The organism is Hymenobacter yonginensis (assembly GCF_027625995.1).
GTDB lineage: Bacteria > Bacteroidota > Bacteroidia > Cytophagales > Hymenobacteraceae > Hymenobacter > Hymenobacter yonginensis.
In genome coordinates this window covers 3,326,158-3,347,830 of the sequence record NZ_CP115396.1, presented here as the reverse complement: position 1 = coordinate 3,347,830, position 21,673 = coordinate 3,326,158, and the positions used below count along the sequence as shown (strand labels likewise).

At 60.0% G+C, this 21,673-nt stretch carries 19 protein-coding genes; 13 read left to right on the top strand and 6 right to left on the bottom strand.

Going from position 1 to position 21,673, the window contains the following annotated elements; genetic code table 11:
- Positions 1–25: 25 nt before the first annotated feature.
- The 4 genes from hpf to O9Z63_RS14455 all read right to left on the bottom strand — a co-directional run bounded on the left by hpf (position 26) and on the right by O9Z63_RS14455 (position 2,947).
- Positions 26–325, bottom strand: coding sequence for a ribosome hibernation-promoting factor, HPF/YfiA family (hpf, locus tag O9Z63_RS14470; protein ID WP_044015909.1), 300 nt, complete (start codon positions 323–325; stop codon positions 26–28).
- 39 nt (positions 326–364) lie between these two features.
- Positions 365–1,252, bottom strand: coding sequence for a tyrosine-type recombinase/integrase (locus O9Z63_RS14465; protein WP_270125963.1), 888 nt, complete (start codon positions 1,250–1,252; stop codon positions 365–367).
- 147 nt (positions 1,253–1,399) lie between these two features.
- Complete coding sequence (rpsU, locus tag O9Z63_RS14460; RefSeq protein WP_044015913.1) at positions 1,400–1,597, bottom strand: 30S ribosomal protein S21; 198 nt, start codon at positions 1,595–1,597, stop codon at positions 1,400–1,402.
- Positions 1,598–1,807: 210 nt separating this feature from the next.
- Complete coding sequence (locus tag O9Z63_RS14455; protein WP_270125962.1) at positions 1,808–2,947, bottom strand: acyl-CoA dehydrogenase family protein; 1,140 nt, start codon at positions 2,945–2,947, stop codon at positions 1,808–1,810.
- A 237-nt stretch (positions 2,948–3,184) separates the two neighbouring features.
- Between O9Z63_RS14455 and O9Z63_RS14450 the strand changes: the two genes are divergently transcribed.
- The 13 genes from O9Z63_RS14450 to O9Z63_RS14390 all read left to right on the top strand — a co-directional run bounded on the left by O9Z63_RS14450 (position 3,185) and on the right by O9Z63_RS14390 (position 18,106).
- Positions 3,185–4,111 (top strand): polysaccharide biosynthesis/export family protein, encoded by a 927-nt coding sequence (locus O9Z63_RS14450; RefSeq protein WP_270125961.1) that lies wholly within the window; start codon positions 3,185–3,187, stop codon positions 4,109–4,111.
- Positions 4,112–4,167: 56 nt separating this feature from the next.
- On the top strand, positions 4,168–6,627 hold the full coding sequence (locus tag O9Z63_RS14445) for a GumC family protein (RefSeq protein WP_270125960.1): 2,460 nt from the start codon (positions 4,168–4,170) through the stop codon (positions 6,625–6,627).
- Positions 6,628–6,642: 15 nt separating this feature from the next.
- Positions 6,643–7,413 (top strand): tyrosine-protein phosphatase, encoded by a 771-nt coding sequence (locus O9Z63_RS14440; RefSeq protein WP_270125959.1) that lies wholly within the window; start codon positions 6,643–6,645, stop codon positions 7,411–7,413.
- Positions 7,414–7,429: 16 nt separating this feature from the next.
- On the top strand, positions 7,430–8,455 hold the full coding sequence (locus O9Z63_RS14435) for an NAD-dependent epimerase/dehydratase family protein (protein ID WP_270125958.1): 1,026 nt from the start codon (positions 7,430–7,432) through the stop codon (positions 8,453–8,455).
- Between the two features lie 178 nt (positions 8,456–8,633).
- The gene (locus O9Z63_RS14430; protein ID WP_270125957.1) at positions 8,634–10,031 is read left to right on the top strand and encodes a tetratricopeptide repeat protein; all 1,398 of its coding nucleotides are present in this window, start codon (positions 8,634–8,636) and stop codon (positions 10,029–10,031) included.
- A 179-nt stretch (positions 10,032–10,210) separates the two neighbouring features.
- A complete protein-coding gene (locus tag O9Z63_RS14425) occupies positions 10,211–11,044 on the top strand; it encodes a phosphosulfolactate synthase (RefSeq protein WP_270125956.1) in 834 nt (277 codons plus the stop codon).
- Between the two features lie 109 nt (positions 11,045–11,153).
- Positions 11,154–12,050 (top strand): alpha/beta hydrolase, encoded by an 897-nt coding sequence (locus tag O9Z63_RS14420; RefSeq protein ID WP_270125955.1) that lies wholly within the window; start codon positions 11,154–11,156, stop codon positions 12,048–12,050.
- Positions 12,051–12,095: 45 nt separating this feature from the next.
- Positions 12,096–13,244, top strand: coding sequence for an acyltransferase family protein (locus tag O9Z63_RS14415; protein WP_270125954.1), 1,149 nt, complete (start codon positions 12,096–12,098; stop codon positions 13,242–13,244).
- Between the two features lie 35 nt (positions 13,245–13,279).
- Complete coding sequence (locus tag O9Z63_RS14410; protein ID WP_270125953.1) at positions 13,280–14,638, top strand: PQQ-dependent sugar dehydrogenase; 1,359 nt, start codon at positions 13,280–13,282, stop codon at positions 14,636–14,638.
- A gap of 108 nt (positions 14,639–14,746) precedes the next feature.
- Positions 14,747–15,661 carry a TraB/GumN family protein gene (locus O9Z63_RS14405; protein WP_270125952.1) on the top strand — a complete coding sequence of 305 codons (915 nt, stop codon included), beginning with the start codon at positions 14,747–14,749 and terminating at the stop codon, positions 15,659–15,661.
- A gap of 115 nt (positions 15,662–15,776) precedes the next feature.
- The gene (locus O9Z63_RS14400) at positions 15,777–16,439 is read left to right on the top strand and encodes a spermidine synthase (RefSeq protein ID WP_270125951.1); all 663 of its coding nucleotides are present in this window, start codon (positions 15,777–15,779) and stop codon (positions 16,437–16,439) included.
- A gap of 149 nt (positions 16,440–16,588) precedes the next feature.
- A complete protein-coding gene (locus O9Z63_RS14395) occupies positions 16,589–17,248 on the top strand; it encodes a DedA family protein (RefSeq protein WP_270125950.1) in 660 nt (219 codons plus the stop codon).
- Between the two features lie 114 nt (positions 17,249–17,362).
- The gene (locus O9Z63_RS14390) at positions 17,363–18,106 is read left to right on the top strand and encodes a shikimate dehydrogenase family protein (RefSeq protein WP_270125949.1); all 744 of its coding nucleotides are present in this window, start codon (positions 17,363–17,365) and stop codon (positions 18,104–18,106) included.
- A gap of 107 nt (positions 18,107–18,213) precedes the next feature.
- Here the strand turns inward: O9Z63_RS14390 and O9Z63_RS14385 are convergent, their stop codons facing one another.
- Both O9Z63_RS14385 and wrbA read right to left on the bottom strand, forming a co-directional pair.
- The gene (locus O9Z63_RS14385) at positions 18,214–20,781 is read right to left on the bottom strand and encodes an outer membrane beta-barrel family protein (RefSeq protein ID WP_270125948.1); all 2,568 of its coding nucleotides are present in this window, start codon (positions 20,779–20,781) and stop codon (positions 18,214–18,216) included.
- 224 nt (positions 20,782–21,005) lie between these two features.
- Entirely contained in the window at positions 21,006–21,620 is a 615-nt protein-coding gene (gene wrbA / locus O9Z63_RS14380; RefSeq protein ID WP_270125947.1) for an NAD(P)H:quinone oxidoreductase, read from the bottom strand.
- Positions 21,621–21,673: the final 53 nt, after the last annotated feature.

Below are 21,673 nucleotides of genomic sequence, written 5' to 3'. Positions count from 1 at the left end.
CTTTTTATTTGTGAATACGATACGCTTAGTGCGCCAAGATTTTCTCTTTGTGCTTGGTGATCTGGCGTTTCAGGCTTTCAGAGGCAGCATCAGCGGCGGCTTCAAACGAAGGCGCGTCTTCCTGCGAAAACAGCGTGGCGCCCGGTACGAGCAGCTTTATTTCCACGGTCTTGTTGGCAATACCGTCTTTGTTGTTCAGCTTCAGAATCACTTCACCTTCCGTGACGCGGTCATAGAAGGTTTCGAGCTTGTCGAGGCGTTTCTGGATGAAATCGAGCAGTTTTTGGTCGGCGTCGAAGTGCACCGAATGCATCTGTACTTTCATCGGTCGTAGGGTTTGGGAGGTAAGAAAAAGGAACACAACTCAGGCCTTTGGATGGGCCTGTTCAAAAACAGATTTCAGCTTGTCAATGGATAAGTGCGTGTATACCTGGGTGGCCGCCAGGTTGGCGTGGCCCAGCAATTCCTTGATGGCGTTCAGGTCAGCCCCTTTATTGAGCAGGTGCGTGGCAAACGAATGCCGCAACACGTGCGGGTGCTGCTGCGACGACGCCGTGGTAATCTGGCTCAAATAGTGCTTCACAGTCCGATACACCAGCTTTTCATACAACGGTTCGCCCTTATCCGTAACGAGGAGCGCGGAGTGGGCGTTGCCTTCCGCCCCAAACTCGCGTTGCCGAAACGCTATATAGCTGGTCAGTACGGTTACCAGCGTAGGGTTCAGCGGCACGATGCGCTGTTTGTTGCCCTTGCCCGTCACGCGCACCGTGCGCGCCGCCAAACTCACATCATCGGGCCGGATGCCCAACAGCTCCGACAGGCGGATGCCAGTGCCATACAGCAGCTCCAGAATCAATTGGTCGCGCCGGCCTGCGAGAGTGTCAGGAAATTCAAAAGAGTTCAGCAACCCATTCAGACTGTCTTCAGGCACGAAGTCGGGCAACTTCTTGGCCATTTTGGGAGCCTTGATGCGCAGCATGGGGTTGCGCCCGATGGCGCCCGTGGTCAGCAGAAACTTGTAGTAGGAGCGCAGGCAGGCAATCTTGCGGTTGACAGTGCGCGGATCCAGGTCTTGCTGCATCAGCGTCACCACCCACGAGCGAATGAGCGTGTGGTCGGCCTGGGCCGGTTCTTCCAGCTCGTACGTCGCCCGCAGGTAATCGGAGAACTGGCGCAAATCGGTCTGGTACGACAGCAGCGTGTTGGGGCTGTAGCGTCGTTCCGACCGCAGGTAGGCAAAAAACAAATCCATACATCAGAGAGCCGGCCGCTAGGGCCGGATAACCAATGTATGGATTTCAGGGGAAGAAAAAAATCCGGATTGTCAGGACGCGAAAAAACCGGCTGACGCGCCACAAGTGGGCATCAGCCGGTTTTTAACCCGGGAAGCAGCAGAGTGCTAGGCGTTAGCCTCGTTGCCGTAGGTCACCTGCTTGTAGATGGCCTTCTGCTTCTGCTTACGGTTGGTGATCGACGGCTTCTGGAAGAAGGTGCGACGACGCAGCTCTTTCAGAACGCCCGTGCGCTCAAACTTCTTCTTGAAACGCTTGAGGGCGCGGTCAACCGACTCGTTTTCCTTGATTTGTACGATGATCATATGTCAGTGGGGTTGAAAACTCTTCTATGAAGGGCCGCAAAGATAATCAGAGAGTTGGAAGATTAAAAACGGATTCCACAAAATCCTGGACGCCGCTTCTTTTTCACTGATTTCACTGCCGGAAAAAAAACACGTACCCGAAAAGCACCTCCAGCAAGAAGGTGTCTTGCGAGTACGTATTTGCCGAAAACGCTACGGCCCCTGTGCTGCTTACTTAAGCAGCGTGCGGGCAATAACGAGCTTCTGAATTTCGCTGGTGCCCTCGCCGATGGTGCACAGCTTGGCGTCGCGGTAGTATTTTTCGGCCGGGTAGTCCTTGGTGTAGCCGTAGCCGCCGAAGATCTGCACGCCCTCATTCGCCACCCGCACCGATACCTCGGAAGCGTACAGCTTAGCCATGGCCGATTCGCGGTTCACGTTCAGGCCGCGGTCCTTCATATCGGCCGCGCGGTACGTGAGCAAGGAGGCTGCTTCAATTTCAGTAGCCATATCGGCCAGCTTGAAGGCAATGCCCTGGAAGTTGCTGATGGGCTGGTTGAACTGGTGACGTTCCTTGGAGTATTGCAGCGCCGCTTCATAAGCGCCCTGCGCAATGCCGAGGCTCAGTGCCGCAATGCTGATGCGGCCGCCGTCGAGCACCTTCAGTGCTTGTACAAACCCATCGCCTACCTTACCAATGACGTTTTCCTTCGGCACGCGGCAGTCCGTGAAAATCAGTTCCGTGGTTTCGGAAGCGCGCATGCCCAGCTTGTCCTCCTTGCGGCCGGCCGCGAAGCCCAGGGTACCGCGTTCCACGATGAAAGCCGTCATACCATGCGAGTCGCCGACTTCGCCGGTACGGGCAATCACCACGGCTACGTTGCCAGATTTGCCGTGGGTGATGAAGTTCTTGGCGCCGTTGAGCACATAGTCGTCGCCATCGGCAATGGCCACGGTGCGCATGTTGCCGGCGTCGGAGCCCGTGTTGGGTTCCGTCAGGCCCCAGGCCCCAATCCACTCACCGGAGGCCAGTTTCGGCAGGTATTTCTGCTTTTGCTCCTCGGAGGCATGCTGCAGAATGTGGCCGGTGCACAGCGAGTTGTGCGCCGCCATGCTCAGGCCGATGCTGCCGTCAATCTTCGACAACTCGGCAATAGCCGTCACGTACTCGGTGTAGCCAAAGCCAGCTCCACCGTACTGCTGCGGAACCAGAACGCCCATCAGACCCATTTCGCCGAGTTTATGAAACACGTCAATTGGAAATTCCTGGCTTTCGTCCCACTTCATCATGTGGGGTTTGATATGCTGCGCACCGAAGTCGCGCACCATCTGAGCAATCATTGTCTGGTTTTCGGTAGCAACCAATTCCATGGGTGGGAGAATGAAAGGTGGTGAGAAGTAGAGCTATAACCGGCAAAGCCCGGCTTTGGGTCCGCGAAAGTACGATTTTGGTTGCCCCAATCCGCGTGCAGAATTACGGGAGCCTACCTCAATTTTGAAAGAGGCCGCTAAATCGGTTAACTTTGAAGGTTTTTCAGAGAAACCACTTTCTCTGGATGTAGCCTCGCCACGGCCCATCCGTTCACTTTTCCGGCTCCCTTAGCCTGCATGCGTCCATCTGTTTCTCGCCACCTAACGCTGTTTTGGCTGCTATGCCTGCCCTTTCTGACCTTGGTGTCGTCGTGCACTGATCGGTTGTACAATCAGCGCGTGATGTTTCAGCTGGACAATGGCAAAGGCCTCGACACAACCCGTATCCGCCGGGTGGTGAACCGCGTGAACCGCAACTACACCATTCAGAACAACGATCAGCTCTCGGTGCGGGTCTACACCAATGAAGGTGAGCGAATTATCGATCCGAACGGTGAATTGCGCTTTGGGGCACCTGCCGGAATGCTGTCTACCGGGGCTAATGGCAGCCGGACATTGGGAAATAGTGGCCAGAGTGGAGGCGGTGCGCAAGGCGGAGGCGCTGCGCAAAGCTCGGCCGGCGAGTCGGAATTCTTGGTGCAGACGGATGGCTATGTCCGGTTACCGCTCGTAAACCGGGTGCGCATCTCGGGACTAACCCTGCTGCAAGCAGATAGCGTCCTGCAGATCAAGTACAGCGAATTCTACAAAGGAGTTTTCGTGACTACCCGCGTGACCAACAACCGGGTCATCGTACTGGGTTCACCAGGGGGGAAAATCGTGCCACTTGTAAATGACAACATGAACCTGCTGGAGGTATTGGCCTCAGCGGGCGGAATCGACGGAAGTGGCGGTGGCACCGGAAGCCTATACAGGTCAGGAGGTAAGGCCTCCAATATTCGCATCATCCGAGGCAACCTAAAAAACCCACAGATCGAACAAGTGGACCTGACAACTATTGATGGAATGCGTAGGGCCAACCTGCAGGTGGAGCCCAATGACATCATCTATATCGAGCCTATTCGTCGTCCCTTCTATGATGCATTGAACGATGCTGCACCCGTATTGGGTTTGTCATCTATCCTGCTAACCACCGTAAGTCTGATCATCTCACTTACGCGTTAGCCATTAACTAGGTACACCCTGCTTTTTCTGATTCGCTCAACCTCTTATTCTCGTAAATGGCTGTTAATGAAAACGCCGAGCTGGAAAGTCTGATCCGAAATGCTACAGGCGGGGCAAGCAATGCGCCTGTGGAGTCGGAACCAGCAGATGAGGGAGGCGGACTTGACTTTGACACGCTGCTGATGGTAGTCCGGCGGAGCCTGCTATGGCTGCTGCTGCTGATCGGCCTGGGCCTGACTGGGTCTTGGCTGTTTCTTCGCTATACTAAGCCTGTATACAAGTCATCATCCCTTTTAAAGATCGACGAAAAAACTGAGGCCGGAACACTGGGATTGGGTGGAGTAATGAAGGAAGCTGAGAGCTTGAACAAGCTTTCTGGAGAAGTGGAACTTATCAAATCCAATATTATCTACCGGCGTCTGCGCGACTCGCTGGATTTGGACGTAAACTACTATGCCGAAGGGACCGTGCTGGAAAGTGAGCTGTATGGTGCCTCCCCTTTTCGGGTGCAGTACGAAGGGGAAATCCTCTTCAATACCAAGTTTAGCCTACGTTTCAAGGACGCGCAACTCTTTCACCTCTCCTACCAGAAAGACGGGCAGGAGCGAGGTGGCGACTACGCTTTGAACCAGTCCGTAAGAATAAGCGGCATGACGTTGCGAATCCTGCCCGTAGGGAAGATGGATGCCTCACTGCTCGAGCGTAACTACTTCTTTACTATTAATGACGAAGGTGCAATTAATGCATACTTGGATAAGAACCTGCTGGTTGAAATCGTCAATCCGGATGCAAATACTATTCAAATATCCTTTCAGGACTTTAATCCCTCAAAAGCCCGTGCTATCGTTAATAAGATAGACACAGTATATCTGCAGGAGAAAATTGCTCAAAAGCAGACTGCTACCGCCCAGACGCTGCAGTTTTTGGATCAGCAGCTCACGGAAAACCGGCAGAGCCTAGCACAGGCGGAAGAGAATCTGCAGGACTTCGCCCGGCAGAACAAAACGTATGATGTACGGGCTAGCATAGGAGAAATCACTGCTCGCCTGGAAAAGCAGGAAGAGGAGCGGCTTAAACTATCAGAAAAGATTCGCTTACTTAATGAGGTGGCTGATTTGGCTGAGCGCGGCACCATAACCTCACGTGAAGACCTGACGGTGGAGCAGAGTATTCCGGCGCTGGCTATTCTGGAAAACAGCCAATTATCCCAGCAGTTGGGAGAACTGAATGATCTGCAGTGGAATTTACGTCGTCTGCTTCGCTCTTATAAGGAAACCACCGAAGCTGTTCAGCAGCAGCGGGAGCAACTCAACTTCGTGAAGGGCAATGTGCGCCGTACAATGCGTCAGAGCCAAGAGCTGCTGCGCAGCCAATTGGCAGCCTTGGATCGGCAGCGAAATCTGTTTAATTCTGAATTGCAGACCCTGCCGCAGAAAGCTACAGAGTTAGCCCGCTTGAACCGTCCGCTGGAGCTGTACGAGGAATCGTACCTGATGCTGATGAACAAAAAGGTGGAGTTCAATATCGCCAAGGCTGGTACTACTCCGGACTTCCAGATTCTGTCGCCGGCCAGCTTACCGAGTGCACCTATTTCACCTGTTAAATTGATGGTGTACGCCATTGGCTTGGCAAGTGGTATTGTCTTGGGATTGGCGCTGATGGCTACACGTTATCTGATGCACAACACAGTTACAAATGTGCGGGAACTGGAGCGGGCTACCAGCTCATCGGTGCTGGGAGTTATTCCGACCTATGACAAGGAGAAGATGAGCGTGTCGAAGCTGGTGGTGGACAAGAACCCGAAATCAGCTATTTCTGAATCCATCCGCTCTATCCGCACCAACTTGGACTTTATCAGCTCTGCCAAAAAGAAGCGGCTGATTTCGGTTACGTCTACCATCTCTGGGGAGGGCAAGACATTCGTGTCGGTAAACTTGGGGGGGATTATTGCGCTATCGGAGCAGCGCGTTGTGATTCTGGACCTGGATATGCGCAAGCCTAAGGTCAACCTGGCTTTCGGTGCGGAGAACGTGAAGGGTGTGAGCACCATTCTCATCGACAAGCATTCCATTGCAGAGTGTATCCAGCATACCTCTATCCCCACGCTGGACTTCATCTCGGCCGGACCAACGCCTCCTAACCCGTCGGAGCTGATTCTGAGCGGCAGGTTTGATGAGCTGCTGGCAGAGCTGCACCAGATGTACGATGTCATTCTTATCGATACGCCGCCGGTTGGGCTGGTGACGGATGGCATCCTGATCATGCGCAAGGCCGATATTCCGATTTATATTGTGCGGGCCAACTACTCGAAAAAGGCCTTCCTGAAGAACATCAACAAACTGGCCAAGGCGAATAACTTCACCCGTTTGAGCGTTATCCTCAATGATGCTACTTCCAGCGGCCTGTATGGCTACGGATATGGCTATGGGTATGGATATGGCTACGGACAGGGCTATTACGAAGAAACTAAGCCGGCCGACGGCAAGCTGGCGCGCCTGCGCAAGCGCTTCTCTTAAATCCGGACAGCGGCTATGGCATCCTTCTTTCAGAAGCTCTTTGGCAGTGCGGCTACCTTGCCGGCTTTGGCTGCCGATGGGCTTGCAGAATTGGGTGCCGACATGCACTCGCACGTGCTGCCCGGCCTTGACGACGGGGCCGAAAACCTGGAGCAGTCGTTGGAGTTGCTGCGGGAGTTGCGCGCCCTGGGGTATCGTAAGCTGATCATGACGCCCCATATCATGGGCGACTTCTATAAGAATACGCCTGACGGTATCCGAGGGGCGCTACGAGCGCTGCGGCAGGCAGCCAGTGCAGCTGGCCTGGAGGATATGACGCTGGAGTGCGCCGCCGAATATTACCTTGACGAATGGTTTGGCCCGCGGCTTGAGCGCGGCGACGAAATGCTGACCTTCGGGGGCGAGAAGCGTTACATTCTGGTAGAAACTAGCTACATCAACGAGCCGCTGAACCTCGCCGAAACCATCTTCCAGCTGCAAAGCCGAAACTACCAGCCCGTGCTGGCCCACCCCGAGCGGTACACCTACTTCTATGGTCGGTTTGAGGATCTGGTGAAGGTGCGTGAAAACGGTGCTATGCTGCAGGTCAATCTGAATTCGCTGGCCGGCTACTACTCGGCTGGTGCGAAACGGGTGGCGGAGAAGCTGGTTGATGCCGGTTTGGTGGATATGGTCGGCACGGACGCGCACAACCTCAAGCACACCGCTACGCTGCGCGACAAGGTGTTGCCGGCTGAATACATGCGCAAACTGCTGGCGCTGCCGCTGCTCAACAACACGCTGTAACGGATTGAAGAACTGCATGATTTTCGTGACCGGCGGCAGCGGCCTTATAGGAAGTTTTCTGATTCCGGCGCTGGTAGCCCGTGGCCTGCGGGTGCGCGCCCTCTATCGGCAGCAGATACCGGCGCTGGCTGGTGCCGAAGGAGTGGATTGGGTGGAAGGAGATCTACGGGATACGACGTTGCTGACCACTGCGCTGGAGGGCATCACCCACGTATTTCACTGCGCCGGGCTGGTGTCCTACGCTCCGCAGGACGAGGAGGCACTGCTGCAGGTGAACGTAGAGGGCACAGCGGCCATCGTGGATGCCTGCCTGCGCCAGCCGGGCGTGCGACTCTGCCAGGTGTCGTCGGTGGCGGCACTGGGTGGTGGCGCTACCGAGACGAGCGTAGTGCCCGGTAGCCAGCCCCAACTGCTAGATGAAAACACTAAGTGGGACCTGGGCGCCGAGCATGGAGCCTACGCCACATCCAAATACCTGGCGGAGTTGGAGGTGTGGCGCGGCGTGGCCGAAGGGCTGCAGGCCGTAATCGTGTGCCCGTCGGTGATACTGGGGCCGGCCGACTGGGAGCGGAGCAGCACCCGGCTGTTTCGGTACGCTTGGCAGCAGCACCGCTTCTACACGCCAGGCAGCGTCAATTTTGTGGATGTGCGCGACGTGGTGGATTGTATGCTCTACCTCACGCTCGATACCCAGCTGACGGCGGAGCGCTACGTGCTGAGTGCCGGTAGCCTGCCGCTACAAGAGTTTCTGGCCCGCGCGGCAGCCTGTTTCGGGCGCCGGCCGCCTACCGTGGCCGTTCCCGACTGGGTGGCGGAAGGCATCTGGCGGCTGGAGCATCTGCGGTCGGTGCTGACCGGTGCTCGGCCGCTCATCACCAAAGACACGGCCCGGGCTGGCCGCCGCCCCGTTCTGTATCGCGCCGAAAAGGTGCAGCAGGCCACCGGGCGGCTCTTTCGGCCGCTGCAGGAAACCATAGCGTGGTGCTGCGAGCAACTGCAGCGCCGCCAGCAGCCAGCCCACACGCAGGGTAGCGGCCAGTAAGCCGGAAGCCGCCGGCGACTATTTTTCACGTGGTATGACGCCATGCGAACCTGCCCGGCTCCGGTGCGGTTGTTGTATATTAGGCCATAACCCGTATTGAAGCGGGTTTGGCCGGAGGGAAGCCCGCTGGGGCTGCCGTTTTGACGGATAACCGGCACTTGATTGTAGCTGCATGAGAATGAATGAAAATTATGAGGACCGGGACGAAGTATTGGACACCGTGCGCCGTTTCGAGCGGATGGTGGCCCAGAACGAGCCCGTCTTTTTCGACCTGGCCGATTTTGAGAACATCATCGACCATTATACCACCAACACGCAGTACGACAAGGCCTTGCAGGCCTGTGAGGCTGCCATTGCCCAATACCCTTTCAGCACCGAACTCCTGATTGACCGCTCGCAGGTACTGGCCATGAAAGGCGAGTACCTGGAAGCCAGCAGCCAGATTGAAAACGTAGCCCACCTCGACCCCGACAACCCGGACGTGGCGGTAACGCGCGGCATCATTGCCACCCAGAAAGGCGAATTCGCGGAAGCCGTGGCGTTCTTCCTGCAGGCTGCTGAGCGCGCGCCCGACCGCGACGACATCTTCTTCAACCTGGGCCTTGCGTACCAAAGCTGGCAGAAGTTCAAGAGCGCGGCCAAGTACTACAAGAAAAGCCTGCGCATCAACGCCGACAACGACGTGGCGGTGCAGGAGCTGCTGTACTGCCTGGAGGTGAGCGAGCGGCTGGAAGAAAACCTGCCGTTTTTCCAGCGCTTCACCGACGACGACCCGTACTCGGCCATTGCCTGGTACAACCTGGGGCAGGCGTACTACCGCTTGGAGCAACTGGACAAGGCCGTGGCGGCCTTCGAATATGCCATTTTGGTGGATGGCAAGTTTCTGGAGGCACACGCCTATCTGGCTAGCGTGTATGTCAGCCAGGAGCGCTACCGGGAGGCCATTGGGGAGTTTGAACTGAGCTATCCTGAGGGCCAGCCGACGCCGGAGGCGCTCTGCAACATTGGCGAGTGCCACGAGAAGCTGCGCGAGTGGGACGCCGCCCGCCGCTTCTACCAGAAGTCTATCGACTTGGAGCCGGAGATGGATGAGGCCTGGTTTGGCATCGGCATCATCATGAACGAGCAGGAGCGCTACCTCGAGGCCACGCACTTCTTCCGGAAGGCTGTGGGCATCTACGCCGAAAGCGTGGAATACTGGATGGCGCTGGCGGCGGCCGAGTACCAAGTCGGCAACGTGGTGAGTGCGCTGGACGCCTACGAGAAGGCGGCCGAAGTGGCCCCCGACAGCAAAGACGTGTGGCTGAACTGGAGCATCATCCTCTACGAGCAGGGCAATTTTCAGGGCGCCATTGACCTGATGCGCAACGCCGTGGAAGTGCAGCCGCTGGAAGCCGAGCTGCACTACCGGCTGTGCGCTTACCAGCTGGCCGCCGGTCGCTTCCGCGACGCCTACGAAACGCTGGAAAACGCACTGGTGCTGGATTTCGACAAGCACAAGTTGCTGTTTGAGTACTTCCCGGAGCTGGAGTCGCAGCAGGCGCTGGCCCGCCTGATCGACCAGTATCGGAAATAAATAAGCCGTAAGCCGGGTACTGAAGGCCTGGGAAGAGGATGGGTTGCGCTGCCGCCCGACGTCTTCTCAGGCCTTCTGTTATAAAATTCGGGCTTACTTTTGCCGCATTGCCTTCATCGGGCCGGGAGTGTTGCCTGCTGGTCAGGCCCTCAAACCCAATCTAACCAAGACCCTTCAGCATGAACTACAACCTCTCACAACTTCCTGAACGCACTGCCAAGCCCCGCGAGCAAGGCTTTACCATGGTAATGGACAAAGGCCTGAGTGTGCGCGAAGTAGAAGACTTTCTGGAAGTGGGCGCGCCTTACACCGATATCGTGAAGCTGGGCTGGGCCACGTCCTTCGTGACGCCCAACCTCAAGCGCAAGCTGGCGGCCTACAAGGAAGCCGGCATTCCGGTGTATTTCGGGGGCACGCTGTTCGAGGCGTTCATCATCCGCAACCAGTTCGACGACTACCGCCGCCTGCTGGAAGAGTACGGCATGGAATACGCCGAAGTATCGGACGGCTCGATTGACCTAGTACACGACAAAAAGCTGGAGTACATCCGCACCCTGGCCCAGGATGTGCAGGTGCTGAGCGAAGTAGGCTCGAAGGATGCCGAGAAGATCATTCCGCCCTACAAGTGGATTTCGCAGATGAAAACGGAGCTGGAAGCCGGCGCCGTGAAGGTGATTGGCGAAGCCCGCGAGGCCGGCAACGTGGGTTTGTTCCGCAGCACCGGCGAGGTGCGCTCGGGCCTGGTTGAGGAAATCCTGACCCAGATTCCGTTCGAGAAAATCCTGTGGGAAGCCCCGCAGAAAGCACAGCAGGTGTGGTTTATCAAGCTGCTGGGTCCCAACGTGAACCTGGGCAACATTGCGCCCAACGAAATCGTGAGCCTGGAAACCATCCGCCTGGGCTTGCGCGGCGACACGTTCACCGACTTCCTCGACATGGACAACGTGGACGATATGTTCAAGCCCGAGGTGAAGCCAGTCGGCCGCCCCGGCACGTCGATGCCGCGCGGCTAGGCCTTTTCCGGCTGCTCAACGCAACTTACGGGTGGCTGTTTCCGGCAACGGAGGCAGCCACTTGGCGTTTGGTGGCAATCGGGGCGGGGCTTGTGGTTATACTTGCGGCATGAATCTGCGCCTGCTCGTGCTGCTGCCGCTGTTGTGGCTGGCTTTTTCCTCCTCGGCCCAACCCGCCACGCCTTCGCCGGCCCGGCTGGAACAGCTTGGCCTGGTGACTTCCCGGTTTGTGCAGCCCCGCCGCGTGAGCGTGTGGCTGCCGCCCGGCTACGAGCAGGGCCGCCGCTACCCCGTGCTGTACATGCACGACGGCCAGAACCTGTTTGAGCGCGCCACGTCCTACGGCGGTACTGCCTGGGAAGTCGACAGCGTGCTTACGCAGTTGATTGGGGCCAAGCAGGCGCGGGCCTGCATTGTGGTGGGTGTCTGGAATACCGACCGCCGCTTCCGCGAGTACGCCCCGGCCAAGCCCTATGCCGCCATGCCCGAAGCCCGCCGCGCCCGGCTGGCGCAGGAGCGCCCCGGCACTCCACTTTCCGACGACTACCTGAAGTTTCTGGTGCAGGAGCTGAAGCCGCGCATCGACAGCCAGTACCGCACCAGCCCGCGGCGGCTCGATACGTTTGTGGCCGGTAGCAGCATGGGCGGGCTGATTTCGCTGTACGCGGCTATGGAGTACCCACAGGTGTTTGGCGGCGCGGCCTGCCTCTCCACGCACTGGCCCCTGAGCCTCAAGGAAAGCACGCCCGACTTCACCACGGCCATGCTGGTCTACCTGCAGCCCCGCCTCACCGGACGCTTGCGTCCGCGCCTCTACTTCGACTACGGCACCACCACCCTCGATGCCTGGTACGAGCCTCACCAGCAGCGCGTGGACAGCCTGCTGCGGGCCGTGCGCTACCCGCGCCAGCGCTGGCTGACCCGCAAGTACGCCGGTGCCGCCCACAACGAAGCCGCCTGGCAACAGCGCGTAGCCGTGCCGCTCCGGTTTCTGCTGGGCCGGTAGCTAGCCGGCCGGTTCGCCTATTCCTAAAGCCTATATCCTCTCCGAATGCCTACAGCACAGCCCGAGTCCAGACAATACTTTCCGGCCCTGACGGGCCTGCGGGCCGTGGCGGCGGGGCTGGTGTTTGTGCACCACTTCAACCCGTTTTCGGCGGAGAAATTCGGCTGGACGGTGCATACGCTGGCGGCTGAGCTGCACATCGGCGTCACCATTTTCTTCGTGCTCAGCGGCTTTCTGATTGGCTACCGCTACCTGGGGCAGGAGCGGCTGCAACTGCGGACCTACTTCGCCAACCGCTTTGCCCGCATCTACCCGTTGTACTTTCTGCTCACCACGGCCACGTTCGTTCTATGCTATTACCTGGGGCGCGACACGGCCGACAACCTGCTGGAGCAGTACGTGCTCAATATCACGTTTCTGCGGGGCCTGTTCCAGCAGTACCTCTACACCGGCATTGCGCAGGGCTGGTCGTTGACCACCGAGGAAATGTTCTACGTGTCGGCGCCGCTGGCTTTCTGGCTGGTGCGGCGCAGCGCGCACTGGCTTTGGGCGCTGCCGCTGGTGCTGCTGGCGGTGGGCGGGGCGCTGGTGCTGGCCGGGCGGCCGCAGCCCTGGCACGGCTTCTTCGATTCCTTCGATTTCCTGCTGCAGTTCGTGTACCTGGGCCGGGCCGCTGAGTTTTTCACGGGCGTGGCGCTGGCCTGGTGGCTGCGGCAGCGCGGCGGGCAGCTGCCGTTTCAGGGCCTCACCTACGTGGGCCTGGCCGGCATGCTGGCCTGCGTGGCGGCCCTAAGCCGGCTGCACGGCCCCGAGGAGTATGCCTTCGGGGTGATGACCTGGCCGGGCATGTTTATCAACAATATGGTGCTGCCGCTGGTGGGCATCGGGCCGCTGCTGTGGGGGCTGGTGCAGGAAGACACCTGGCTGCGCCGCCTGCTGGGCAGCGGGCCGCTGGTGCTGCTGGGCAAAAGCTCCTACGCCTTCTACCTGATCCATATGGGCGTGTTTCAGCAGCTGCTGTACGAAGTTGTTGGCAACCAGATAGTGTGCGTGCTGCTGCTGTACGTAGGCTCCATTCTGTTGTACCGGCTGCTGGAAGAGCCCCTCAACCGTTGGCTGCGGCGGGTGCTGGGCCGCCCGGCTGCCCCGGCATCCGTCGCCCGGAACACCGCCGACGTAACTATATCAGGCTAAAGCGGGTAGAAACGGGTTCCGTATTCTACTCTGACATGAAACACCTGACTTTTCCGGGGCCGGTAGCGGCCCTGCTGCTGCTGGCATCCTGCAACCAGGGCCAGCCCGCCACCGATACGCCCGCCAACACGCCTGCCCAGACGGTAGCTACGCCCGATTCTGCTATCCAGCCCACTGCCACCGCGCCGGCTTTGCCCGAGCCCTACGCCACCAAGTCGGCTACCAAGCGCAGCAAGGTGATTGGTTGGCCGGCCGGCAAAACGCCGGTAGTGCCCGCTGGCTTCGTGATTACGGAGTATGCCGGCAGCTTCAACAGCCCGCGCTGGGCCTACATCACGCCCAACGGCGACGTGCTGGTGGCCGAGTCCAACACGGTGCCGACTTCCTTCAAGAAGAAGGTGGCCGCCAAGCTGGAGCTGGATACCTCGAAATCTCTGAAGGAAACCAGTGCCAACCGCATTACGCTGCTGCGCGACACCAACAAGGACGGTAAGCCCGACGTGCGCGAAACCTTCCTAGCCAACCTCAACCAGCCGCTGGGCATGCTGGTACTCGGCGACTACTTCTACGTGGCCAACACCGATGGCGTGGTGCGCTACGCCTACAAAGCCGGCCAGACTAAAATCACGGGCCCCGGCCAGAAGATTCTGGAGCTGCCCGCCAGCGGCTACAACAACCACTGGACCCGCAACCTGCTGGCTAATGCCGATGGCTCGAAGATCTATGTGAGCGTGGGCTCGGGCTCCAACGTGGGCGAAAACGGCATGGAAAACGAGCAGCGCAGGGCCAACATCCTGGAGATAAACCCCGACGGCAGCGGCGAGAAAATCTACGCCGCCGGCCTGCGCAACCCCGTGGGCATGGACTGGGCGCCCGGCACCAAAACGCTCTGGACGGCCGTGAATGAGCGCGACGAACTCGGCGACGACCTCGTGCCCGACTACCTCACCAGCGTGCAGCCCGGCGCCTTCTACGGTTGGCCCTACGCCTACTTCGGCCCCAAGGAAGACCCACGCCGCAAAGGCGAGCGGCCCGATCTGGTGAAGAAGACGCTGGTGCCCGAAGTGGCGCTGGGGCCGCATACGGCTTCGTTGGGGCTGGCATTCTACAAAGGCCAGACGTTCCCGACCCGCTACCAGCAGGGGGCTTTCGTGGGCCAGCACGGCTCCTGGAACCGCTCGGAGTTTTCGGGCTACAAGGTGGTATTCGTGCCGTTTGCGGGCGGTAAGCCAGCCGGCAAGATGGAAGACTTCGTGACCGGCTTCATTGCCAACGCCGGCGAAAAAGAAGTGTACGGCCGCCCGGTAGGCGTCACGACGATGCCCGACGGCTCGCTGCTGGTGCTCGACGATGCCGGCAACAAAGTGTGGCGCGTGGCGGCCAGCAAAAGCTAGCCGGCCTGCGGCCGAAAGCCGCGCACTGAAAAAAAGAGGGGAGATGCTGTAATGAATGGCCAGGTCAGGCGATTCAGCCAGTATCTTCCCTCTCTTATTTTTCTCCTCATGCGTCTGTTTCGCAAAACCGCCTTCGCCGCTGCCCTGCTGCTGACCTCGCTCACTGCTTCGGCCCAGAAAAAAACCACCAAAGCGTCTGCCAAGGCCCAGCCCACGGCTACGGCCGCCACTGCCAACTCGCTGCTGTGGGAAGTATCAGGCAAGGGCCTGAGCGCGCCTTCCTACGTGTTTGGCACCATCCACATGATTTGCCCCGCCGATATGCAGGTGTCGGAAGCCGTGAAGCAGGCTGTGGGCAACAGCAAGCAGGTGGTGCTGGAAATGGACATGGACGACCCCACGATGGCCCAGCAGGCTCAGGCCGGCATGCTGATGAGCGGCGGCCAGACCCTGCAGACCCTCATGTCGCCGGCCGACTACGCTGCCTTTGGCACCTACCTGCAGGCCAAAGCCGGCCTGCCCATCGACAAGGTGGGGTCCATCAAGCCGTTTTTCCTGGGCTCAATGCTGATGCCGGCCCTGATGGGCTGCCAGCCTGCCAGCTACGAGGCCGCGTTCATGAAAATGGCCCAGGAGCAGAAAAAAGAGGTGCTGGGTTTGGAAACCATGCAGGACCAGCTCGGCGTCTTCGACAAAATCCCGTACGCCGCCCAAAGCAAGATGCTGACCGATATGGTAACCCAGGAGGCTGCCATGAAGCAGGAGATGCAGCAGATGGTGGGCCTCTACAAAACGCAGCAGGTGGAAGCCCTGCGCGAAATGAGCAGCAAAAGCCTGTTCGGCTTCACCGAGTACAACGGCCTGCTGCTCGATGACCGCAACCAGCGCTGGATTGCCGGCATCGAGAAGATGGCCGCCGGCCAGCCTACGTTTTTTGCGGTAGGCGCCGCCCACCTCGGCGGGCCGAAGGGCGTGCTGGCGCTGCTGCGCCAGCAGGGCTACCAGGTGAAAGCCGTTCAGTAGGCAGCGTCGCCCCGGCCTGATAAGTCCGGGCCCCGGCAGGCAGCACAGACTCGTGCTGCCTGCCGGGGCCCGGACTTTTGCGCTTCCGGAGGTGGCCGTCTTACCTTGCGCCACCATGCTGACCTTCCTCCGCCGCTACCTGAGCTACCTGATTCCCCTGACCCGCACCACCACGTCGGCCATCAACGGGCCGCTGGAAGTGACGTGGTACCGGGGCCGCAAGCTGCTGGATACGCGCCACGCCAACTATTCCTACGGCTCGTTGCAGCGGGTGCTGCGCTACGGGCTGCTGTTTGTGGCGCCCGAAACAGCCCGGCAACTGCTGCTGCTGGGGCTGGGCGGCGGCTCCGTAGTGGAAACCCTGCGCAAGGAGCACCCCGCCGCCGGACACCTCACCGCCATCGAGCTCGACCCCACCATCATCCAGCTGGCCGCTACGGAGTTCAACATTCAGCCCGGCCCCGACCTGGCCATCGTGTGCGCCGATGCCTTTGCCTGGGTGCGCACGGCCCCGGCCGCTTCCTTCGACCTGATTATTATCGACCTGTTCATTGACCTCGACCTGCCGGCCGGCCTCCGCACCGAGGACTTCTGGCAGCAGGTCTGGCGGCTGCTCACGCCCGGCGGCCGGGTGCTGGCCAACACGCTTACGGCTGCTCACCTAAGTATTCAAGGGCAGGAGCTGGCCGAGTTTCTGCCCCAGCTGGGCTTCCGGGTGAAGGAAGTGGAAGTGGAGCTGCTGAACCGCTTATTGATTCTGGAAAAGCCGCTGGCGTAGCGCGACCATGAAGGCGCCGTTGCCGTATCAGGCGCGGTGCCTCTCCCCGACGGACCGCCCCAAACCCGGGGCCGGCCGCCGGGCCACGGCGATACTCCGGCGGCTTTCCGCTTTCTTTGTAGTTCTATTCTACCACCTCGCCCTTCCGCATGGAAATTCTGAAGCATCTGCTCGACTTCATTCTGCACCTCGATAAGCACCTGGCTGAAATCATTCAGGACTACGGCGCCTGGACTTACGCCATCCTGTTCCTGATCATCTTCGTGGAAACCGGCGTGGTGGTGCTGCCCTTCCTGCCCGGCGACTCGCTGCTGTTTGCGGCTGGCTCGCTGGCCGCGCTGCCCGGCTCCCCCCTGAATATCTGGGCCATGATTGGCCTGCTGATTCTGGCCGCCGTGCTCGGCGACACGCTCAACTACCACATCGGCGACTACCTGGGGCCGCGCGTGTTCCGCGAGAATTCCCGCTTTCTGAAGCGGGAGCACCTGGAGCGCACCCAGGCGTTTTACCAGAAGCACGGCGCCAAAACTATCATCATTGCCCGCTTCATTCCCATCATCCGCACGTTTGCGCCCTTCATTGCGGGCGTAGGCACCATGAGCTACACCAAGTTTTTGAGCTATAACGTGGTGGGCGCGGTGCTGTGGGTGACGCTGCTGACCGGCGCCGGCTATTTCCTGGGCCGCCTGCCCTGGATTCAGCAGAACTTCGGGCTGTTCACGATTGGCATCATCGTGGTGTCGGTGCTGCCGGCTGTGGTTGAGTTCTTCAAGTCGCGACGCGACGCGGCCAAGCAGCCGGCTGCCTAGCGCAGGCTGGGCTGTGCGCAGATCCGATGCTAACATTCCGGGAAACCATCCTGGCCGTTTTGGCCGGGGTGGTTTTTTTTTGTTGCTTGACTCCCGAAACTACCTGCCTGCCTTATGCCTGCCTTCGGACTTATCGGCCTGACCCTGAAGCATTCTTTCTCCCAAACGTATTTCAGTCAGAAATTCACCAACCTCGACTTATCCGACCACCGCTACGAGCTGTTTGAGTTGCCGGCCATTACGGCCCTGCCGGCCCTGCTGGCCCGCGAGCCGGAGCTGCGCGGCCTCAACGTCACGATACCGTACAAAGAGCAGGTGTGGCCATTTCTCAACGAGGTAGCGCCCTCAGCGGCGCGGGTCGGCGCCGTCAACGTCATCGAGTTTGCGCCCGAAGGCCGCCTGATCGGCCACAATACCGATTACATTGGTTTTCGGGACTCGCTACGCGGGTTTTTGCCGCAGCCGGTGCCTGCAGGTCTGCGGGCGCTGGTGCTGGGCAGCGGCGGCGCTTCCAAAGCCGTGGAAGTGGCCCTACGTGAGTTGGGCATCAGCTACTGGGTGGTATCGAGAAATCCCATGGGCCGCGGCCTCACGTACCAGGAGCTGACGCCCACCGTGCTGGCCGACCATTCGCTCATCATCAACACCACTCCGCTAGGCACCTACCCCGATACCGAGCAGTGCCCCCCGCTCAACTACGCGGCCTTCACGCCCCGCCATTACCTCTACGACCTCATCTACAACCCCAGCGAAACCGAGTTCATGAAGCGCGGCCAGGCGGCCGGCGCCCACACCAAAAACGGCTTCGAAATGCTCTGCATTCAGGCCGAGGAAGCCTGGAAAATCTGGAACCGGTAAGTGTTGGGTTGCTGGATTAGCGGGTTGGTGGCGTTTCCAGCACGTCATGCAGAGGCGCAGCCAGAGCATGACAGTCACTCCACCAACCCGCCAACCCAACAATCCACCTACTGCTGGCCGCTGCCTTCGCCTTGTTTGGCGTCGTCGTTCTGGATGCCTTTGCGGCGTTTCGGGGCCTGGGTGGATACTTTGCCGAATCGGTAGTTGAAGGCCAGGCGCACCCCGCGCAGGTAGATGTAGTTGTTGCTTTCCTGGGTGAACTGCGGCGTTTCCAGGATGGTGTTCAGGTTGCGGGTGGCCTGCAGGAAGTTGTCGGCGTTCAGGGTGAGGTCGGCTTTGTCCTGGAGCAGGCTTTTGCGCAAACCCATCGAGTAGAACGCCCAGGCCCGCTGCTGGCCCTGCAGCTGAATGCGCGGTGAGTTCAGCCCCGCGTTGACCTGAATGCTCAGGCCGCGCCGCCACGGCGTGGCGGTGTCGTCGCCGGCCTTGGCGAATTTGTAGCTGGAGTTGATATTGATGCTGTACATCAGGCCGCTGTTGCGGAAGGCCGTGCTGGTTACGTCCAGGGCCGGGCTGTTCAGCGAAACGTAGTAGAAGTTCAGGTTGCCGCTCAAATCCCAGAGCGGCACCGGCTTAAACGAGCCGAACAGGCTGGCCCCGTAGGTGGCATTGCGCCCGATGTTGCGGAACGTCTGGTTCTGCACGCCCTGCTCATCCACAAACCGCACCGTTTCAATGGCATTGCCGGTGCGCCGCGTGTACACCGAGCCGTTAAGCACCACGCCCTTCACGAACGTCGTGTAGTTGAGCTCGTAGCTGTCCGTGAATTCGGGGTTGAGGCGCGGGTTGCCGTAGCTGATGTTGAGCGAGTCGGAGGCGTTGATGAACGGGTTGAGGTAGAAAATCTGGGGCCGCTGGATGCGCTGCGAATACGCCAGCCGCACCGTCTGGCCGGGCTTGCCGGGCTGGTAGCTTAAGCTCACGTTGGGCAGCAGGCTGGTGTAGTTCTGGGTGAAGCGGCTGGCTTCGCCCTGCGTGAAGCGGCCCGTAATGTCGGTGCGTTCCAGCCGGGCGCCCAGCCGGGAAGTCAGCTTTTTGCTCAAGCTGAAGCCGTAGGTGGCGTAGGCGGCCAGCACGTTCTGGTCGTAGTCGAAGGTGTTGGAACGGGCCGCGCTGCGCACCAGCGGGCTGTTGCCGGTGGGGTCAATCTGGACATCGTACTGGCTGCTCACGCGGCGCAGAATGCCCTTGGCTCCGGCTTCCAGGGTGGCAGTTTCCGAAAACGGATGCGTGTAGTCGGTCTGGAGCGTGGTTTCAAGGTTGCGGCTCAGGTTGTCGCTGCCTTCCCGGTAAGTCCGCTCGCCCTCGGTGGCCCGGCCCGGAAACTGGTCGAGGTCGTAGTGCTGGGTGTTGCGGTTGCGGGTGTGCTGCCCCAGCACGCTCCACTCGCGCTTGGGCTGCCCCTCGAAGGTGCGGGTGTAGGAGCCGCTGGCGTCGTAGCTCTGGGTGCGGAAGGCGCGGTCGGTGGCGCGGGTGAAATCGGGCAGCGCGGCCGGCTGGTTGAACTGGTCGTAGTCGCCCTGGTTGCGGAACAGGTTTCCCTGCACGCTCAGGTTGAAATTGTGCTCCTTGCTGGGGTCGTAGTCGAAGCCCAGGCGCCCGAAGCCGCCGCCGCCTATCGTGAAACCGTCGCCTTCCTGCCGCAGGGAAGGCACCAGCGTGCCCTGCGCGTCGCGCACGCTGCGCGTCAGGTCGTTACGGTTGGGGCTGTAGAAGGCGAAGCCGCTGGCCGAGCTGTTAATCCCGATTTTGCCGCGCCGCACGTTCAGCGAGGCGTTGGCGTTGGAGCTGCGCGTGCCGGCCGCTACGCCCATGCTGCCGTTGGTGCCTTCCAGATTGTTTTTCTTGAGCGTGATGTTGATGATGCCGCCCGTGCCTTCGGCGTCGTACTTGGCGCCGGGCGTGGTAATCACCTCCACCGTCTTGATCTGGTCGGCTGGAATCTGCTTCATGGCATCGGCTACCGAGCTGGCCACGATGCCCGAGGGCTTGTTGTTGATGAGCACCCGCACGTTGGAGGTGCCGCGCAGCTCCACGTTGCCGTCGGGGTCCACGCTGATCAGGGGCACTTTACGGAGCACGTCGGCAGCGGTTCCGCCGGTGTTGGTCAGGTCGCGGTCGGCGTTGTACACGAGGCGGTCCGGCTTGGTTTCCACCACGTCCCGCTCGCCGGTCACGGTCACCTCGCCCAGCTTCTGGGCCGTGGACGTCAGCAGCAGACTGCCCAAATCCACGGGGCCATCAGCCACCGTCACGTTCTCCACCCGCACGCCGTAGCCCAGAAAGCTCACCTGCACCCGGTAGGCGCCGGCCGCTAGGCCCTTCAGCACAAACCGGCCGCGCTCGTCGGCGGTGGTGCCGTCCAGGGGCCGCTCGCCGGTGGCGGGCAGCAGGGCCACTGTGGCAAACTCCACGGGCTTTTTGGTGGTGGCATCCAGCACGGTGCCCGTAATGCGGCCCGCGCCTTTGGGCGTTTCGGGCAACGCCAGGCGCGGCGCGGCGGCGGGTGGGGTAGCACCGGCCGGCCGGGCGCCGGTAGGAGGGGCAGCCGGCGTCTGGGCCAAGGCCGGCGTGGCCAACAGCGTGCTCAGTAGCAGGGGTAGGGCGTGTTTCATAGAGTAGGAAGAATATACTGGCGGGTGTGTATAAGCAACAATGCCGCAAAGTCCGGCCCGGCAGCAGAAGGTTGCACCCGGGGTCTGCTTTAAAGAAATAGTAACCTGCGCCGGCAGTAAATCAGGCGCATAAAAAAAGCCGGCCGCTCATTTCGGAGCGGCCGGCTAATGTTGCAGAGGTGTGCGGAACAGTTTCTGTTACAAACGTAACAAGAAAAAGTCTATTATTTCACGCTCAGCTTTTTGGCAATTTCAGCGGTGTGGCGGCCCTGGTAGCGGGCTCCTTCCAGCTCGTTGCCGCTGGGCTGCCGCTCGCCCTGGCCACCGGCCACGGTGCTGGCGCCGTAGGGCGTGCCGCCCGTCACTTCGTGGTGGCCCATCTGGCCCTGCCACGCGTAGGGCAGCCCCACCAGCACAAAGCCGTGGTGCAGCTGCATGGTATGCACCGCCCGGATGGTGGTTTCCTGGCCGCCGTGCTGCGTAGCGGTGCTCACGAACGCGCCACCCACTTTGCCCACCAGCGCCCCTTTAGCCCACAAGCCGCCGGTAGAGTCCCAGAAGGCCTGCATCTGGCCGCACATGTTGCCGTAGCGGGTGGGCACGCCCACCACAATGGCGTCGTAGTCGGCCAGCTCCTCAGGAGTGGCTACTTCGATGTGGGCAAAGGCCTTTTGCGCTTCTGTGGCCCCAATCTGGTCCAGCAGCTCCTTCGGCAGCGTCTCCGGCACTTGCTTGATGACTACTTCGTTGCCTTCCACTTCGCGGGCACCTTCGGCCATGGCTTCGGCAAGCTTAAATACGTGGCCGTACGTGGAGTAGAACAGAATCAGGGTTTTCATAGGCTGTATGGTTGGGGGAATGAAGTAAATTAGAGGAGGAAGCAGGCGAATGG

Excerpts from the sequence above, each read along its gene's own strand:
- O9Z63_RS14455 (WP_270125962.1), bottom strand. The coding sequence starts at position 2,947 with ATGGAATTGGTTGCTACCGAAAACCAGACAATGATTGCTCAGATGGTG.
- O9Z63_RS14405 (WP_270125952.1), top strand. The coding sequence starts at position 14,747 with ATGCGTCTGTTTCGCAAAACCGCCTTCGCCGCTGCCCTGCTGCTGACC.
- O9Z63_RS14435 (WP_270125958.1), top strand. The coding sequence starts at position 7,430 with ATGATTTTCGTGACCGGCGGCAGCGGCCTTATAGGAAGTTTTCTGATT.
- O9Z63_RS14450 (WP_270125961.1), top strand. The coding sequence starts at position 3,185 with ATGCGTCCATCTGTTTCTCGCCACCTAACGCTGTTTTGGCTGCTATGC.
- O9Z63_RS14395 (WP_270125950.1), top strand. The coding sequence starts at position 16,589 with ATGGAAATTCTGAAGCATCTGCTCGACTTCATTCTGCACCTCGATAAG.
- O9Z63_RS14430 (WP_270125957.1), top strand. The coding sequence starts at position 8,634 with ATGAATGAAAATTATGAGGACCGGGACGAAGTATTGGACACCGTGCGC.
- O9Z63_RS14410 (WP_270125953.1), top strand. The coding sequence starts at position 13,280 with ATGAAACACCTGACTTTTCCGGGGCCGGTAGCGGCCCTGCTGCTGCTG.
- wrbA (WP_270125947.1), bottom strand. The coding sequence starts at position 21,620 with ATGAAAACCCTGATTCTGTTCTACTCCACGTACGGCCACGTATTTAAG.
- O9Z63_RS14400 (WP_270125951.1), top strand. The coding sequence starts at position 15,777 with ATGCTGACCTTCCTCCGCCGCTACCTGAGCTACCTGATTCCCCTGACC.
- hpf (WP_044015909.1), bottom strand. The coding sequence starts at position 325 with ATGAAAGTACAGATGCATTCGGTGCACTTCGACGCCGACCAAAAACTG.
- O9Z63_RS14385 (WP_270125948.1), bottom strand. The coding sequence starts at position 20,781 with ATGAAACACGCCCTACCCCTGCTACTGAGCACGCTGTTGGCCACGCCG.
- O9Z63_RS14415 (WP_270125954.1), top strand. The coding sequence starts at position 12,096 with ATGCCTACAGCACAGCCCGAGTCCAGACAATACTTTCCGGCCCTGACG.
- O9Z63_RS14420 (WP_270125955.1), top strand. The coding sequence starts at position 11,154 with ATGAATCTGCGCCTGCTCGTGCTGCTGCCGCTGTTGTGGCTGGCTTTT.
- O9Z63_RS14440 (WP_270125959.1), top strand. The coding sequence starts at position 6,643 with ATGGCATCCTTCTTTCAGAAGCTCTTTGGCAGTGCGGCTACCTTGCCG.
- O9Z63_RS14390 (WP_270125949.1), top strand. The coding sequence starts at position 17,363 with ATGCCTGCCTTCGGACTTATCGGCCTGACCCTGAAGCATTCTTTCTCC.
- O9Z63_RS14445 (WP_270125960.1), top strand. The coding sequence starts at position 4,168 with ATGGCTGTTAATGAAAACGCCGAGCTGGAAAGTCTGATCCGAAATGCT.
- O9Z63_RS14425 (WP_270125956.1), top strand. The coding sequence starts at position 10,211 with ATGAACTACAACCTCTCACAACTTCCTGAACGCACTGCCAAGCCCCGC.
- O9Z63_RS14465 (WP_270125963.1), bottom strand. The coding sequence starts at position 1,252 with ATGGATTTGTTTTTTGCCTACCTGCGGTCGGAACGACGCTACAGCCCC.
- rpsU (WP_044015913.1), bottom strand. The coding sequence starts at position 1,597 with ATGATCATCGTACAAATCAAGGAAAACGAGTCGGTTGACCGCGCCCTC.